The sequence below is a fragment of the Streptomyces sp. NPDC050636 genome (genome assembly GCF_040654775.1).
Lineage (GTDB): Bacteria > Actinomycetota > Actinomycetes > Streptomycetales > Streptomycetaceae > Streptomyces.
The window spans coordinates 429,275-444,104 of record NZ_JBFAIP010000002.1; the positions used below are offsets into that span (position 1 = coordinate 429,275).

Sequence of the window (14,830 nt, forward strand, 5' to 3'; positions counted from 1 at the left end):
CGGCAAACGAACAAGCTTTTGAGGCGTAACCGTTCCCGGATGCGGTAGAAAGGTCTTGTGACCCGCCCGGTGTGCATCCCCCGTCGCACCGGGCGGGTCGTTCTTTGCAGATGCGACACACCGATGCGCAAGTGGCTTCCTTGGGCCGACTGGCGCAGCCGCGCTGCGCGCCGTGGTGGCCGTTCCTAGCCTGACGGCATGTCAATTGACGCGCGTGTGTCCAAGAAGGCCGGTGCCGTGGCGGTGATCGCCGCGGTCGGTGTCTCGATGCTGGCCGGGCCTGCCGGGGCTCATCCCGACGGGCCGACGGGCACACGGCCCGCGCCGGACGAGGAACGGGCGGCCGCGTCCGGTGCGGCGCAGTTGCCGCGCGGGCTGTCCGCTCTGTCGTGGACGGTGGCCGACGCGGAGAGCGGGGACATCCTCGCCGCCAAGCACCCGCACCGCAGACTCGCCCCGGCCAGCACCATCAAGACGCTGTTCGCAGTCACCGTCCTGCCGAAGTTCTCGGCCGGCGCCATCCACCGGGTCAGCGCCGACGACCTCGAAGGCATCGGCGTCGGCAGCAGCCTCGTCGGCGTCCAGAAGGGCCGGCGGTACGCGGTCGGCGACCTGTGGCGCGGCGTCTTCCTGCCCTCCGGCAACGATGCCGTCCATGTGCTGGCGTCGATGAACGGCGGCTGGCAGACCACCGCGCGAGAGATGCAGAAAATCGCCCGCAAGCTCGGGGCGCGCGATACGACGGTGAAGTCCCCGGACGGCTACGACGCGCCCGGCCAGGTGTCCTCGGCGTACGACCTGACGGTCTTCGCCCGCGCCGGGCTCGCCAACGACGACTTCGCGCGCTATTGCCGCACCGCCCGTGCACAGTTCCCCAGCAATGGCGGTACCACGATCGAGAACACCAACCGCCTGCTCACCGGCTCCCACGGCGTCGCCATCTACCGCGGCATCATCGGCGTCAAGACCGGCTACACCACCGAGGCCGGCAACACGTTGATCGCCGCCGCCCGGCGGGACGGCCGCACCCTGCTGGTCACCGTGATGAATCCGCAGTCGGGAGAGGCCAACGGCGTCTTCGAGGAAGCCCGTTCGCTGCTGAACTGGGGCTTCCGACACGTCGGGAGGGCCCAGCCGGTCGGCACACTGCCCGCCGTGCGTAGTGTGCCCGCCGACTACGCCCACGGTGCCGCGCTCGGCACGGTGACCGCGCGGAGCACCACTGAAGCCGCGCGGACCACCACTGAGGCCACTCGGCCCACCGAGACCGTACGGACCACTAACGCACCTCGGCCCTCCGAGGATGTCCGGTTCGGCCTCGCCGCTCGGAGCACCGAGGCCGACCCCCGGGACGGACTGCCCTACCGCCCCGCCATCGCCGCCGGTACCGGCATCGGCTCCGCCCTGCTCGGCGTGGGCGGCGGGATGCTCGCCTGGCGGCTGCGCCTCCGCCGCCGGGGCGCGCCAGGGGACGGGGCTTCGGAGTAGCGACGGCGGGGCCGAGCGTCAGCTGTCGGTGGCGTCGGTGGCGGGGCCGGGGTCGGCCCGGCCGTCGGTGCCGCGCAGCCGGGGTGCCGTCTTGGCCGCGGGGACCGGTTCCCGCGGACGCTCGCTCAGCCGCCCCGTCAGCTCCCCGGCCCAGTCCGCCAGTCCGGTGATGTCGATGCCGTACGGGGCGGCGTCCGCGTACGGCGTGATGGCGGCCGTGCCCCGGTCCAGCAGCGCCGTCGCGCCGGAGGCATTGCCGCGTGCGGCGTGGGTGAGGCCCACGGCGAGCTGGGCGAGTCCGCGCCACATCTCGCGCTCCGGCTCCGGCGCCGCCTTCCAGGCGTCCTCCAGTACCTCGTGCGCATGGAACGGCATCCCGGCGTCGAGCAGCCGCTGAGCCTCCGCCAGCGACTCGGCCGGCGTACGGGGCACGCCCTCCGGCTGCCGCGCCACGCCTGGGGAGCCGTACGGCAGCGGGCGTCCGAGCCCGTCGCGCGGCCGGGCGCTGCGGGCCCGGCCCTGCTCGTCCCGGTCCCTGCGGACGGCGGGGCGGCCCGGAGCGCGAGGCGGCGTGGCTGCGGTAGGCGCCGGTGCGCTGCCGGCCCCGGCGCCGCAGTGCTCGCACACCGCACTGCCGGGCCGTTCACGGATCCGGCCGCAGGCGTCACAGACCTGGTCCAGCCAGCAGGCCGGATCGCCGCCCGAGCCGCCGAAGCCGCCGGTGCCCCGCTCGCCGGGCCTGTCGTTCGTTTCCTCCGCGTCGTCGCTCACCCTTCGATTGTGCGCCGCGTGCCGTGCCCGCGTCGCCGTGGGGCGTCGACTTCCGGGGATTCCACCGGCGGAGCCGGTGCGGCGGACGTGACCGGTGTGTACGCGGCGAGCCATCTCTCCACGCGGACCCGGGACTCGGTGATCGACGGCGTCATGCGTTCGATGGTGCCACCCGCCACTGACAACGCCCACGACGCGAACGAACGGGGAGGCATGGGGACTTCACGGTCATGGGGGCTTACCCGTCATGGGTGCTTACTCGTCATGGGGACTTGCCCGGCTGTCCCCTACGGGACCTGTGCGGGTGACGAGGCGTCCGGTACGCGAAGGGACGGGGCGCCGCGGCCGTCCGCCGGCACGGTCCAGATGTCGCTGGCCCGGCCGTCGTCCCCCGGCAGGGCGTAGGCGAGCGTGCGGTCGTCCAGCCAGGCGGCCTGGTCGTCCACGCTGTGTGTCTCGGCGACCGGGTGTTCGCGCAGGGTGCGCAGGTCCAGAACGTACAGCCGCCAGGGGGCGGTGGCGCCGTCGCGGACCCGCTTCTTGAAGGCGAGACGGGTGTTGTCGGGGGAGAGGGAGGGGCATTCGACGTTCTCGCGGAGGGTGTGGGCGGCCCATTTCCGCATATCGCCCTGGACGAGGTAGGTCTTCCCCTTCGTCGAGACGGCGGCGTAGAAGCGGTTGTCGTCGCGGGCGAAGGTGACGCCCCAGTAGTTGACGTCGGGCGAGTGATAGCGGCGGCCGTCGAGGGTGAGCGGAATTTCCTCCATGTTCTTGATCAGGTAGCCGGTTCGGGTGTCCAGGATCGAGGTGCGGGTGGAGAACGACGTGGTGGCGTACGAGTCCCCGGTGGCGAACATCGTCCAGGACAGCATCCGGCCGGAGGCCGAGACCCGGGCCCGGTTGGGTATGCCGGTGAGCGCGATACGCCGCTTCTCGCGCAGCCGGCTGTCCAGGACGACGGCGTACGACCTGGGCGGGATACCCGGACGGCGTTGCAGGCACAGGCCGGTGCCCGCCGCCGCGTAGAAGCGTTCGCAGGCGGGGCCGCCGGTGGTGCGGTGGTCCGGCCCGGGAGCGTGGGCCGCTGCGTGGGCCGCCGTTCCCGCCCCGGCGCCCGGGGCAGGCAGCCTGGCCACCCGGCCTGCCCCGGCGCCGGTGCTGCGGAAGTACAGGCGGCCGTGGTCGAGGCCGAAGGCCGAGCGGGCGTCGGCGGGTTCGGCGCGCCGGGCGGCGCCCACGGTGTAGACGACGGCGACGGTGGCGAGGACCGCGGCGGCGACCGCCACCGCGATGATCCGGGCGCGCAGGGAGAGCGACCGGGACACGCGCTTCGGAACGGGCGGATCCTCTTGCGCTGGGTTCAGTGGGTTCATCCGCGGGACGGCTCCCTTTTCGGGTGGGCAGGGTGGTCGGGACCGGCCGGGCGGGGGAGCAGGACGGCGGCCGCCGCCAGTGCCACGGCCAGTGCGACGACGGCGGCGATCAGCGCCGGACGGGTGCCCCACAGCGTCCAGGCGGCCCCGAAGCCGGCGGCTGCCAGCAGGCGGCACAGCGCCTGTCCCGTTTGCAGCAGGGCCATCCCGCTCGCCCGCCGGGCGGCAGGCAGCACCGGGCCGGCGAGCGCCATCAGTACGCCGTCGGTGGCCCCGTAGAACACGCCGAGCAGCAGCAGTACACCCACTAGCAGAACCATGCCCGCGTCCGTCGTCAGCAGCAGGACATAGGCGCCGAGCAGCGCGGCATGCCCGCACAGGAACGGGATCCGGCGGCCGATGCGGTCACCGAGCCGCCCGGCGGGCACCGCCAGCAGCAGATAGACCGCTGCCGATCCCAGCGGCAGCAGGGGGAACCAGCTCACCGCGAAGTCCAGCCGGCGCTGCAGCAGCAGATAGAGGAACGAGTCGCCGATGGTCGCCGCGCCCAGCAGCGCCGCCGCCCCGCAGATGCGCCGGAAGGCGGGATCGCGTAGTGGCGCGAGGAGCCGTGCGCGCGGGCGGGGCGCGGCGGTCGGCGCCTGGTGGTGTGTGGGCAGCGCGGCCCGCCCCGGTACGAAGGCGATCATCATCAGCACGCCGAGCAGACCGAAGCAGAAGCTGACGACGAAGACGGCGTCGTATGCGTCGGCGGTGGCCCACAGCAGGGCGAATGCGGCGAGCGGCCCGAGGAGGGCGCCGGTGGTGTCCATCGCGCGGTGCACGCCGAAGGCACGGCCGAGTGCGTCCGGCGGGGCGCTGAGCGAAATCAGGGCATCGCGCGGGGCGGTCCGTACGCCTTTGCCGATGCGGTCGGCGGCGAGCGATGCGCCGATGCCGACGGTGCCGCCGCCCGAGAGCAGCAGCCCGAGGCGGGACAGCGCGGACAGCGCGTAGCCGGATCCGGCGACGAGCTTGTGCCGTCCACCGCGGTCGGCGGCCTGCCCGCCCAGCAGCCGGACGAAGGCTGTAACGCCGTTATAGAGGCCGTCGAGAAAGCCGAACTGGAGTGGTGACAGCCCCAGTTGAAGGACGAAGTAGAGGGGCAGCACCGCGGTGACCATCTCGGAGGAGATGTCGGTGACGAGGCTGACCGCGCCGAGGGCGAGGACCGGGCCGCCGACGCGGCCGCGCGTCACCTTTGCCGCCGCGGCGGCCGCGTCCGTGGTTGCGAGATACATCAATCAGACCTGGCCCATGGGTCCCGGATACCGGTGGCCCCGGGGCTCAGTGGCACTCGTAGGACGGGCTGCTGTCCTTCGTGCCGCCGTCCGTGCCGACCAGGTCCCAGGAGAAGCCGGTGTCGGTGAAGTTCAGCTTCACCACGCCGAAGGTGTCGGTCAGCCGCTTCTCGCTGTTCGGCTGGACCTCTTCGATCTTGTACGGGTTGGCGCCGCCCGTCCCGCCGAGGAGTTCGACCAGCCCGGCCTTGTCGGCCTTGCCGTCCGGGTCCTGCGGGGCGAAGCGCTCGTAGTGGTGGTCGTGACCGTTGAGGACCAGTTCGGCCTTGGCGTCGTAGAGCAGCTTCCAGACCGGCCGGCTGACCGGGTCGTTGCCGTGCTCGCCGGAGGAGAACAGCGGGTGGTGCCAGTAAGCGGCCACGCACTTCTTGGAGTTGGCGGCGAGGTCCGACTTGAGCCAGTCGAGCTGCGCGGAGTCCAGGCTGTTGGAGTCCAGCGCGATGAAGTGCCAGTTGTCCTGGTCGAAGCTGTAGTAGCTCTTGCCGTCGGGGTAGGCGATGGAGCCGAAGTACGCCTTGTAGCCCGCCAGTTCACCGTCCGGGTCGTATGTTTCGTGGTTGCCGGCGACGGGGCGCGTCTTGTCCTTGAAGGCGCCCCAGCTCTTGTCGTAGTACCTCTGGAAGTCCTTGAGTCGGGCGTCGTCGTACTGGTTGTCGCCCATGGTGAGCACGAACGCGGGGTTGATCTCCTTCACCAGCGCCGCGGTCTTGGGGTGTTCGCAGCCGCTGTCGCTCGCGGTGCACTTCTCGGCGATGTCGCCCGCGGCGACGGCCGTGAATCCGGCGGCGTGCGCGCCCGGAGCCCGGTCGGGGGCGGCGTCCGCGCGGCCGGCGGTCGACCACAGTGCGACGCCGCCGACGAGCGCGAGTGCGGCGCCCGCGGCGGCGGGAATCCCGAAGCGGGGGTTGCCGAGCAGAGGCTTCTTGGCGCGAGGGGTGGACGTCATATCCGTCTCCTGGTGTCGGCGTGGGGGAGCCGTTCCGAGGAATCCTGACGCTCCCGCATGTACGCGTCAAGGAGGCGGAGGATTATTGTTAGGAAACTTTCCTACCAGGTGGGTTTCCGGCGCTCCGGACTACCGCTATTGCGCCAACTCGACCTCGTAGAAGCAGAGATGGTCCTTGATCTGAGCGACCCCGGGGCGCGGCTCAGGGTAGGCCCACACGATGTCCTCCGGGCCACCGGCAAGTGACCAATAGGAGGCGGTTCCCTTGAATGGGCAGAAGGTGCGCGTCTCGGAAGGTGTCAGCAGCTCGGTCCGTACGTCCTCGGGCGGCAGGTAGTAGCGCACCGGATAACCGGTCTCGGAGAGGAGGAGTGGACGGCGGCTGTCGGCGAGCAGTTGGCCGTTGTTGGCGACGCGGATGTGGTCGGTGCCTTGTTTGATCTCGATGCGGTGGCCTTTGGTGGTGGTCATGGCGCTCGCTTCCCATCGGTGGCCGATGAAGGTGGTCTGGTCTCGTGGTCTTTCCCAGGGTGGCACCAGGTGGGGTGGTGCCGGCGAGTGGCGCGCGGGAGAGGGGCGGCCGCCCTCGGGCGCCGGCACGCGCTCGGGCGGTGGCGAGGGCCGCTCCAGGGAGCCGGCGGGTCCGCGCGATCCGGCGGGCGAATTCACGACGGCCGCAGCCGACCCGTCGGTCACCTGCCGGACACGGTCCGTGACATCCCGGGAATCGCCGGAGGGGGTCAGGAGTGCGGTGGGCGAGGCCGGACGGTCGGGTGGACACGCCGCAATCCGGGTGAATGTGGCAAAGTGACGACATGGCTGACCGGGCAGCGAAGCAGCCCACCGTGTCGGTGCCGGACGACTGGCCCGCCCACCCGGACCTGACCCTTGCCCTCAACGGCATGGGCGGCTTCGACTGGGACCTCGACAGCGGGCTGATGCATATGGACCCGCACGCCCTGGAAGTGTTCGACATGCTTCCGGGCGAGTACAACGACCGCCCGGAAACGCTCAGCTGCCGCGTACCGTCCACCGAGGCCGCCCGCCTGGACGCCCTCGTCGCCCGCGCCCTCAAGGACGGCAGTCACTCCTACGGCGCCTACTTCCGGGTCCGGCTACGGGACGGCGAACTGCGCTGGACCCACGCCCAGGGCAGCATCCGCCGCGACGAGACCGGCCGGCCCCGCCGCATCATCGGCGTGGTCCGTGACGCCAGCGACGAATACACCCAGGCGGCCGAGCGGCTCGCGGTCGATGAGGAGCGCCGACGGCACACCAGCGTCGTCGAGCGCACCACCGCCGCCCTCGCACACGCCAGGACCGTCGGCGAGGTGATCGCCGTACTCGCCGACGAGCAGGGCCTGAGCCGGCTGGGCGCGGAGAACGTCATCCTCGGCCTCGTCGAGGCCGGCCGTATCCGGCTGGTCTCCGAAGGCAAGGCGGGCAGCTTTGTGCCCGACCTGGAATACACCCGGGTCGGCGACGAATTCCCGATGAGCGAGGTCGTCCGCACCCTCGCCCCGCGCTACGTCCGCAGCCGCGCCGAATTCCGCAACGGCTGGCCCCGGCTGTGGCCGGCCATCGAACCGCTGAACATCGGCTCCGCCGCGTATCTGCCGCTGATCGCGCAGGGCCGCCCGATCGGCGTGATCGGCCTGTTCTTCGAGCGCGAGAGCGACTTCCGCGGCCAGGAGCGCAACGTCCTGGTCGCGCTCGGCAGCAGCATCGCGCAGAGCCTCGCCCGCGCCATGCTCTACGACCAGGAACACGACCTGGCCGCCGGCCTCCAGCAGGCCATGCTGCCGCGCCGCATCCCCGGCGTCCCGGACGCCCAGATCGCGGTCCGCTACCGCTCCGGCCGGATGGGCCGGGACATCGGCGGCGACTGGTACGACGTGATTCCGCTGCCCGACGGCCGGGTCGCCGCTGTCATCGGCGACGTCCAGGGACATGACACCCAGGCCGCCGCGCTCATGGGACAGCTGCGGATCGTGCTGCGCGCCTACGCCGCCGAAGGCCACGCGCCCGCCACCGTCATGGGCCGGGCCTCCGCCTTCCTGAACGAGCTGGAGACCGACCGCTTCGCCACCTGCATCTACGTCGACGCCGACCTGAGCACCGGCGCGGCCCGGTTCGTCCGCGCCGGGCACATCGACCCGCTGCTCCGGCACGCCGAAGGGATCTGCCGCCGGCTGCCGGTGGCCGGCGGGCTGCCGCTCGGCATCTCCTCCGAATTCCGACGGCTCGACTACCCCGTCACCACCGTCCACCTCGCCCCCGGCGACACCCTGCTGCTGTGCACCGACGGCCTCATCGAAGAGCCCGGCATCGACCTCGACGACGGTATGCGGGACCTGGCCCGGGAGGTCCGTGACGGACCCCAGGATGTCCAGCAACTCGCCGACTGCCTCTGCGAATCGGCGTACGGCCGGACCGGCGAGGACGATATGGCGCTGCTCCTGCTGCGCCGCCTCGGCGTCCCGGAGCACGACACCGTCGGACGGTTCCGGCAGCACATCGCCCCCGCCGACCCCGAAGCCCTGTCCGCCGCCCGGCACATGATCCGGGCCGCGGTACGCGCCTGGGGCGCACGGGAGCGCTCCGACGAGATCGAGCTGGTGGCCGACGAGCTGATCACCAACGCCCTGCTGCACACCGACGGTGAGGCGGTGGTCAACATCCGGATGCCGCACAGCGCCGAACGGCGCCTGCGCCTGGAGGTCGAGGACCAGTCCAGCAGCCTGCCGCGGCGCCGCGAACCGGGCGAGGCCGGGGTCTCCGGCCGCGGGCTGCTGCTGGTGGACCGGCTGGCAGATGTATGGGGTGTGGAACCTCGTGGTGGAGGAAAGTGCGTATGGTGCGAGTTCAACTGCCCGTGACCGGGGAGGCCCTGGGCCGCACCGGCGACAGCGGGATTCGGGCGCCGAGGGATCGGCACGGCCAAGTGAGGACGGCTCTATGGGATCGCGGGCTGCGGAACAGCGCGGTGACGCCCGCCAGTTGGCGGCGCAGCTGGATGCCGAAGGCGTCCGGAATGTGGCCCTGACCTGGGTGGACAACGCGGGCATCACGCGCGTCAAGGCCATTCCGGCACAGCGTCTGGCGCATGCCGCGGAACGGGGCGTAGGGATGTCGCCGGTCTTCGACGTCTTCACCTCCGACGACGCGATGACCGAATCCGACGATCTCGGCGGGCCCGACGGCGATCTCCGGCTCTTCCCCGACCTGGACCGGGTCACCGTGCTCGCCGCACAACCCGGCTGGGCCTGGGCCCCAGTGGACCGCTACGACCAGCAGGGGCAGCCGCATCCCGCCTGCCAGCGGCTGTTCGCCCGCCGGATGGCCGAGCGGGCCACCGAGGCCGGCCTCGACCTGCGGATGGGCTTCGAAACCGAGTGGGTGGTCACCCGCGCCCCCGCGAGCCTGACCCCGGCGGCCGAGGGCGAGTTCGAGCCCCTCGACTACCCCTGCGCGGGCCCCGCGTACGGCATGACCCGCATCGTCGAACTCTCCGACTACGTCCGCGATGTCACCGAAGCGCTGACCCTCCAGGGCATCGAGGTCCTCCAGGTCCACCCCGAGTACGCGCCGGGCCAGTTCGAGGTCACCACCGCACCGGGCGACCCGGTGCGCGCCGCCGACGACGCGGTGCTGGTCCGCGAGACCGTCCGCGCCGTCTCCACCCGGCACGGCCTGCGCGCCTCCTTCGCCCCCTCCGTCGTCGCCGGACAGGTCGGCAACGGCTGCCACCTCCACCTCAGCCTCTACCGCGACGGCACCAGCCTGCACCGCACCCCGGACGCCGAATGGGGCCTGGCGCCCGACGCGGTGGCCTTCCTCGCCGGCATCCTGGGCGCCCTGCCCGCCCTCCTCGCCATCGGCTGCCCCTCACCCGCCAGCTATCTGCGGCTGCAGCCCTCCCAATGGGCCGGCGTCTACCAGTGCTGGGGCCTGGAGAACCGCGAGGCGGCGCTGCGGCTGATCACCGGCGCTGCCGACGACCCGGACGGCGGCCAGGCCGAGGTCAAGACCTTCGACGCGGCCGCCAACCCCTACCTCGCCGTCGGCGCGGTCATCGCCGCCGGACTGCACGGCATCGAGACCGGGGCACAGCTGCCCACACCGGAGCGCGGCGACCCGGGCGTCCTCGGCGTCCGCGAGCGCGCCCGGCGCGGCATCCTCCGGCTGCCGTCCACCCTCACCGAGGCCACCGACCGGCTGGAGAAGTCGGCCCCGCTGCACGAGGCGCTGGGCAAGGTGCTGCACGGCGCGGTGCTCGCGGTCCGGCGCGCCGAGGAGGCCCACTTCGCCGAGAGCGACGCCGACGAGATCGCCGCCGCCACCCGCTGGCGCTGGTGATGACCGCGAACGCCCCGGGGCCGGGCCCCGGCCCCGATGACGGGCTTCCGCCGCTGGTGGACCACCACTGCCACGGCGTGATCCGGCACCAGCCGGACCCCGGGACGTTCGCCGCGTACCTCACCGAATCCGACCGCCCGCCCGCGGCCGGCACCACCTTCTTCGACACCCAGGCCGGCTTCGCGGTACGCCGCTGGTGCCCGCCGCTGCTCGGCCTGCCCGCCCACTGCCCACCCGACCAGTACCTGCAACGCCGCCGCGACCTCGGCCCGGACGAGACCCGGCGCCGCCTGCTGGGCGCCACCGGCATCGGCGCGTACCTCCTGGACACCGGCCTCCCCGGCGATCTCACCGGGCCCGCCGAGACCGCCGAGGCCGGCGGCGCCACCGGATACGAGGTCGTCCGGCTGGAGACGCTGGCCGAACGCGTCGCGGCCGGCTCCCGCGACGCCGAGGAATTCACCGACACCCTCGACCGCGCCGTACGGGACGCGGCCCACACCGCCGTCGCCTTCAAAACCGTCGCCGCCTACCGCCACGGGCTCGCCCTCGACCCCGAGCCGCCCTCCTCCGACGACGTACACACCGCCGCCCGCGACTGGCTGGCCGCCGGCCCGCCCCGCCTCACCGACCCGGTCCTGCTGCGCCACCTGATCTGGCTGGCCGTCGCCACCGGCCGCCCCCTCCAACTGCACACCGGCTTCGGCGACCCCGACCTGCGCCTCGACCACGCCGACCCGGCGCTGCTCACCGGCCTCGTCCGAGCCACCGCCGACACCGGCACGGACCTGGTGCTGCTGCACTGCTACCCGTACCACCGCCAGGCCGCCTACCTGGCGAGCGTCTTCCCCCATGTCTACGCCGACATCGGCCTGACGCTCACCCACACCGGCCCGCGCGCCGCCGCCGTACTCGCCGAATTCCTGGAACTCGCCCCCTTCGGCAAGCTGCTTTTCTCCACCGACGCCTACGGCCTCCCGGAGCTCTACACCGTCGGCAGCGCCCTCTTCCGTACCGCCCTGTCCTCGGTACTCGGCGACTGGACCGCCTCCGGGGCGTGGTCCGAGCACGATGCCCGGCGGGTCGGCGCGATGATCGCGGCGGACAACGCACGGCGGGTGTACCGCCTCCCGGGCGGCCGACCGGGCCGGTGACCGGTTCGGCGGGGTAAGGGGCGCACCGGGTGCGCGGCTCTTCCCGCCCTGCTGCCCGCCGCTCTCGCACAGCGTGGTTTACTGCGCCGCGTGGCCCCTACAACGACTTCCGACGCGACCTCCGAAAAGGGCGGAACACCGCTGCGCTCCCGGATATTCGCGGACCTGACCCCACTGCGCAGCTCCCCGGACTACCGCCGCCTGTGGTGCGGCAACACCATCTCCTGGATGGGCCAGCAGATGACCGCGCTCGCGGTCTCGCTCCAAGTCTACGCCATCACCGGATCCACCTTCTCCGTCGGCCTGGTCGGCCTCTGCTCCCTCATCCCCCTGGTCGTCTTCGGGCTGTACGGCGGCGCCATCGCGGACACCGTCGACCGCCGCAAACTGGGCCTGTTCTCCGCCACGGGCGCGACCGTGATGTCCATCGTGCTGGCCACCGCGGCGCTGGCCGGCTACCACCGCGTCTGGCTCCTCTACACCGTCGTCGCCCTCCAGGCCGTCTGCTTCGCGATGAACTCCCCGGCCCGCTCCTCGATGATCCCGCGACTGCTGCCGACCGAGCAGCTGCCCGCCGCCAACGCCCTCAACTCGCTGACCAGCAACCTCGGTCTGATGGGCGGTCCGATGCTGGGCGGCGTCATCGTCGGCCTCTGGGGCTACCAGGCCGCGTACCTGATCGACGTCGCGGCCTTCAGCGCCTCCCTCTACGCCATGTGGCGACTGCCCTCCATGCGCCCCCAACAGGACGACGGGCCGCGGCGCCGGGCCTCCGTCCTGGACGGCCTCCGCTTCCTGGCCACCCGGCCCAACCTGCGGATGACGTTCTTCTCCGACCTGGCGGCGATGGTGCTCGCCCAGCCCCGCGCACTGTTCCCGGCGATCGCCGTGCTCTGGTTCGCCGGGGACGCCAAGACCGTCGGCCTGCTGGTCGCCGCGCCCGCGGTGGGCGCCGTCCTGGGCGGGCTGTTCTCCGGCTGGCTCGGCGGAATCCGCCGGCACGGCCTGGCCATCCTGATCGCGGTGGCCTCCTGGGGCGCGGCCATCGCCTGCTTCGGCCTCTCCCGGCACCTGTGGCTCGGTCTGTTCTTCCTCGCCGTCGCCGGCTGCGCCGACACCGTCTCGATGGTCTTCCGCAGCACCATGCTCCAGGCCGCGACACCCGACCGGATGCGCGGCCGCCTCCAGGGCGTCTTCATCGTGGTGGTCGCGGGCGGCCCACGCCTCGGCGACTTCCTCGCCGGGTCCGCGGCCGACCTGACCTCCCCGGCCACCGCAGTGGTCGGCGGCGGCATCGCCTGCATCCTGGTGGTGACCGCCCTCGGACTCGGACGGCGGGCCTTCGCCCGCTACGACGCGCGCGATCCGCAGCCATGAGCCTGCGCCCCTGGGGGCGCCGTCCGGGTGAACACCGGCGCGGTCGGCATTCCGGGCGGGTAGAACTACCGTGCCCGACTGGGCATCCAGCATCATCCAGCATCATCCAGCAAGGGACAGCGCCATGGCTCAGGGCACCGTGAAGTGGTTCAACGGCGAGAAGGGGTACGGATTCATCGCGGTAGACGGGGGACAGGACGTGTACGTCCACTACAGCGCGATCGATATGGACGGATTCAAGGCCTTGGAAGAGGGCCAACGGGTCGAGTTCGAGGTCTCCCAGGGGCAGAAGGGGCCACAGGCGGATCGTGTGAGGGTGATGAGCTGAATCCTGTCGCGAACGGCGGGCCGAAAGGGTACAGGCGAAGGCGCAACGGTCCGAGCCGCCCGCACCCGCTACAGCACCACCGCCCTCAGCTCCGGCTCCTCAAAGCCCTCGTCATCGAACGGATAGAGCGGCCGCAGCACCCTGTGGTGCCCCAGCCGCAGCAGATCCTGGTCCACCCCGCCCGGGGTGAGCGCGAGCAACCAGTCCGCGGCCATCGCATACAGCTCCGGCTCCAGATAACCGATCTTGACGACCACCAGGTCGTACGAGAGCGGGTCCAGCGCCCCGAAGTCCGCGCGGGTGTGGAACGGCTTGCGGCGCTCGGTGAGCACCACCGTCACGCCGCCGCGGGTGACCGCAGCGGTCAGGCCGCCGCCGTCATAGGCCGGATTACCGCGTGGCGCACCGGAGTTGGGGACCGATGAACCTTCCAGGGCGGTGACGGTGCCGGTCAGCTCGTACGGCTCGGCGTGCGGGCCGGTGCCCGCGCTGACCTGGCCGCCCACGGCGAGCGTGACCTCGGCGCCCACCCCCGCGTCGAAGCAGGCGACGACGGCCTTCGGGTCGGTGATGCCCGGGTGCAGCGCGGTGACCCGGCCGTCGGCCAGCTCCTCGTGTGCCAGCAGCCGGCCGAGCACATACGCCAGGTCGCCGGCCCCGCCCGCGGTGGGGTTGTCGCCGGAGTCGCTGATCAGGAAGGGGCGGGCGGGGGAGGCGACGGCGCGGGCGATACAGGTGTCGGCATCGCCGGTCGGGCCGACGAAGACGAAGTCGCGGCGTACGTCCCAGTACTCCCGGGCCAGCGACTCCGCCTGGGCGACGGCGAGTTCCGGATCGTCCGCGGTGACCACGACGGCGGCCCGGCAGCGCTCCTCGTCGGCCCAGGCGTAGCCCACCCAGATCGCCGCGTCGACGATCCCGTCGAGCGCCTCGATCGAAGTCAGCCGTCCGTACAGCGACTTGGCCGGTTCGAGGCGGGTACTGGTCTTCTCGCCGGGCAGGAGGACGGGGACCTGTACCCAGGCGCGGTGCGGGCGCCCCCTCCCGGAGACCAGCCGCTCGACGAGCTTGCGGGCGGCCCGCTCCCGGGTCTCCCAGGCGTCCTCGTGCGGGGCGAGGCGGTGCGCGGTCAGCAGATCGAGGCGCTCGGCGAACCGGCGGGACACGTTTCCGTGCAGGTCCATGGCGGCCGAGATCAGCGTTCCGGGGCCGGTGGCGGCGCGTACGGCGTCGGTGAGATCGGCCTCCGCGTCGTCCATGCCGACAACGCTCATGGCGCCGTGGATGTCGTACACGAGGCCGTCCAGCGGGCCCGACTCCCTTATCCGGCCGGTGAGTTCGCTCTTGATGCGGTCGTACGTGGAGCGCTCGACGGGACCGCCGGGCAGCGCGACGGCATGCACCAGCGGCACCCACTCGACCAACTCCGCCAGATCGCCGTCCGGCCGGGTCCAGGTGTAGCGCGCCAGCAGCGCGTCGTCCCGGGTGACGCGGAAGTCGTCGTATGTCGAGCGGTGCGGGCAGAACTGGCTGGACTCGATGGCCATACCGCCGATACCGATCCGAAGGCGGCGGTCGGGGGGAGAGGGGGGCTGGGGGGTGGTCATGGGGGCGGTCATGGGGGCGGATGTAGGGGTGCTCATCGGGGTGGTCTCGGGGGTGGTCATGCGGGCTCGCTTTCCGTGCAGGCGAGT

12 protein-coding genes are annotated in these 14,830 nt (G+C 72.2%); 6 read left to right on the forward strand and 6 right to left on the reverse strand.

Annotated elements, in window-relative coordinates:
• The first annotated feature begins 198 nt into the window (after nucleotides 1-198).
• On the forward strand, nucleotides 199-1,488 hold the full coding sequence (locus AB0I10_RS04450) for a D-alanyl-D-alanine carboxypeptidase (RefSeq protein WP_363150764.1): 1,290 nt from the start codon (nucleotides 199-201) through the stop codon (nucleotides 1,486-1,488).
• An 18-nt stretch (nucleotides 1,489-1,506) separates the two neighbouring features.
• On the opposite strand, the gene AB0I10_RS04455 is transcribed toward AB0I10_RS04450, so the two are convergent.
• From AB0I10_RS04455 to AB0I10_RS04475, 5 genes are all read right to left on the reverse strand, one after another.
• The gene (locus AB0I10_RS04455; protein WP_363150765.1) at nucleotides 1,507-2,259 is read right to left on the reverse strand and encodes a DUF309 domain-containing protein; all 753 of its coding nucleotides are present in this window, start codon (nucleotides 2,257-2,259) and stop codon (nucleotides 1,507-1,509) included.
• A 287-nt stretch (nucleotides 2,260-2,546) separates the two neighbouring features.
• Nucleotides 2,547-3,632 carry a hypothetical protein gene (locus tag AB0I10_RS04460; RefSeq protein ID WP_363150766.1) on the reverse strand — a complete coding sequence of 362 codons (1,086 nt, stop codon included), beginning with the start codon at nucleotides 3,630-3,632 and terminating at the stop codon, nucleotides 2,547-2,549.
• Nucleotides 3,629-4,912, reverse strand: coding sequence for an MFS transporter (locus AB0I10_RS04465; RefSeq protein ID WP_363150767.1), 1,284 nt, complete (start codon nucleotides 4,910-4,912; stop codon nucleotides 3,629-3,631). Before AB0I10_RS04465 ends, AB0I10_RS04460 begins: the two co-directional genes overlap by 4 nt.
• Nucleotides 4,913-4,958: 46 nt before the next feature.
• Nucleotides 4,959-5,918 (reverse strand): metallophosphoesterase, encoded by a 960-nt coding sequence (locus tag AB0I10_RS04470; RefSeq protein WP_363150768.1) that lies wholly within the window; start codon nucleotides 5,916-5,918, stop codon nucleotides 4,959-4,961.
• Nucleotides 5,919-6,053: 135 nt separating this feature from the next.
• Nucleotides 6,054-6,389: a DUF427 domain-containing protein gene (locus tag AB0I10_RS04475; protein ID WP_363150769.1), complete on the reverse strand. Its 336-nt coding sequence runs from the start codon at nucleotides 6,387-6,389 to the stop codon at nucleotides 6,054-6,056.
• A 344-nt stretch (nucleotides 6,390-6,733) separates the two neighbouring features.
• Between AB0I10_RS04475 and AB0I10_RS04480 the strand changes: the two genes are divergently transcribed.
• The 5 genes from AB0I10_RS04480 (at nucleotide 6,734) to AB0I10_RS04500 (ending at nucleotide 13,136) form a co-directional block, all read left to right on the forward strand.
• Nucleotides 6,734-8,797, forward strand: coding sequence for a SpoIIE family protein phosphatase (locus AB0I10_RS04480; RefSeq protein WP_363150770.1), 2,064 nt, complete (start codon nucleotides 6,734-6,736; stop codon nucleotides 8,795-8,797).
• 79 nt (nucleotides 8,798-8,876) lie between these two features.
• Nucleotides 8,877-10,277, forward strand: a complete 1,401-nt coding sequence (locus tag AB0I10_RS04485; RefSeq protein WP_363150771.1) for a glutamine synthetase family protein — start codon at nucleotides 8,877-8,879, stop codon at nucleotides 10,275-10,277.
• Nucleotides 10,277-11,431 carry an amidohydrolase family protein gene (locus tag AB0I10_RS04490; RefSeq protein ID WP_363150772.1) on the forward strand — a complete coding sequence of 385 codons (1,155 nt, stop codon included), beginning with the start codon at nucleotides 10,277-10,279 and terminating at the stop codon, nucleotides 11,429-11,431. The genes AB0I10_RS04485 and AB0I10_RS04490 overlap by 1 nt, the downstream gene beginning before the upstream one ends.
• Nucleotides 11,432-11,521: 90 nt before the next feature.
• On the forward strand, nucleotides 11,522-12,808 hold the full coding sequence (locus tag AB0I10_RS04495) for an MFS transporter (protein ID WP_363150773.1): 1,287 nt from the start codon (nucleotides 11,522-11,524) through the stop codon (nucleotides 12,806-12,808).
• Nucleotides 12,809-12,932: 124 nt separating this feature from the next.
• The gene (locus AB0I10_RS04500; protein ID WP_363150774.1) at nucleotides 12,933-13,136 is read left to right on the forward strand and encodes a cold-shock protein; all 204 of its coding nucleotides are present in this window, start codon (nucleotides 12,933-12,935) and stop codon (nucleotides 13,134-13,136) included.
• Nucleotides 13,137-13,204: 68 nt separating this feature from the next.
• On the opposite strand, the gene AB0I10_RS04505 is transcribed toward AB0I10_RS04500, so the two are convergent.
• Entirely contained in the window at nucleotides 13,205-14,755 is a 1,551-nt protein-coding gene (locus AB0I10_RS04505; RefSeq protein ID WP_363150850.1) for a M81 family metallopeptidase, read from the reverse strand.
• Nucleotides 14,756-14,830 lie beyond the last annotated feature (75 nt).

Coding starts and splice junctions, on each gene's coding strand:
- AB0I10_RS04450 (WP_363150764.1), top strand. CDS start 199: ATGTCAATTGACGCGCGTGTGTCCAAGAAGGCCGGTGCCGTGGCGGTG.
- AB0I10_RS04460 (WP_363150766.1), bottom strand. CDS start 3,632: ATGAACCCACTGAACCCAGCGCAAGAGGATCCGCCCGTTCCGAAGCGC.
- AB0I10_RS04465 (WP_363150767.1), bottom strand. CDS start 4,912: ATGTATCTCGCAACCACGGACGCGGCCGCCGCGGCGGCAAAGGTGACG.
- AB0I10_RS04470 (WP_363150768.1), bottom strand. CDS start 5,918: ATGACGTCCACCCCTCGCGCCAAGAAGCCTCTGCTCGGCAACCCCCGC.
- AB0I10_RS04475 (WP_363150769.1), bottom strand. CDS start 6,389: ATGACCACCACCAAAGGCCACCGCATCGAGATCAAACAAGGCACCGAC.
- AB0I10_RS04480 (WP_363150770.1), top strand. CDS start 6,734: ATGGCTGACCGGGCAGCGAAGCAGCCCACCGTGTCGGTGCCGGACGAC.
- AB0I10_RS04485 (WP_363150771.1), top strand. CDS start 8,877: ATGGGATCGCGGGCTGCGGAACAGCGCGGTGACGCCCGCCAGTTGGCG.
- AB0I10_RS04490 (WP_363150772.1), top strand. CDS start 10,277: ATGACCGCGAACGCCCCGGGGCCGGGCCCCGGCCCCGATGACGGGCTT.
- AB0I10_RS04500 (WP_363150774.1), top strand. CDS start 12,933: ATGGCTCAGGGCACCGTGAAGTGGTTCAACGGCGAGAAGGGGTACGGA.
- AB0I10_RS04505 (WP_363150850.1), bottom strand. CDS start 14,755: ATGACCGCCCCCATGACCACCCCCCAGCCCCCCTCTCCCCCCGACCGC.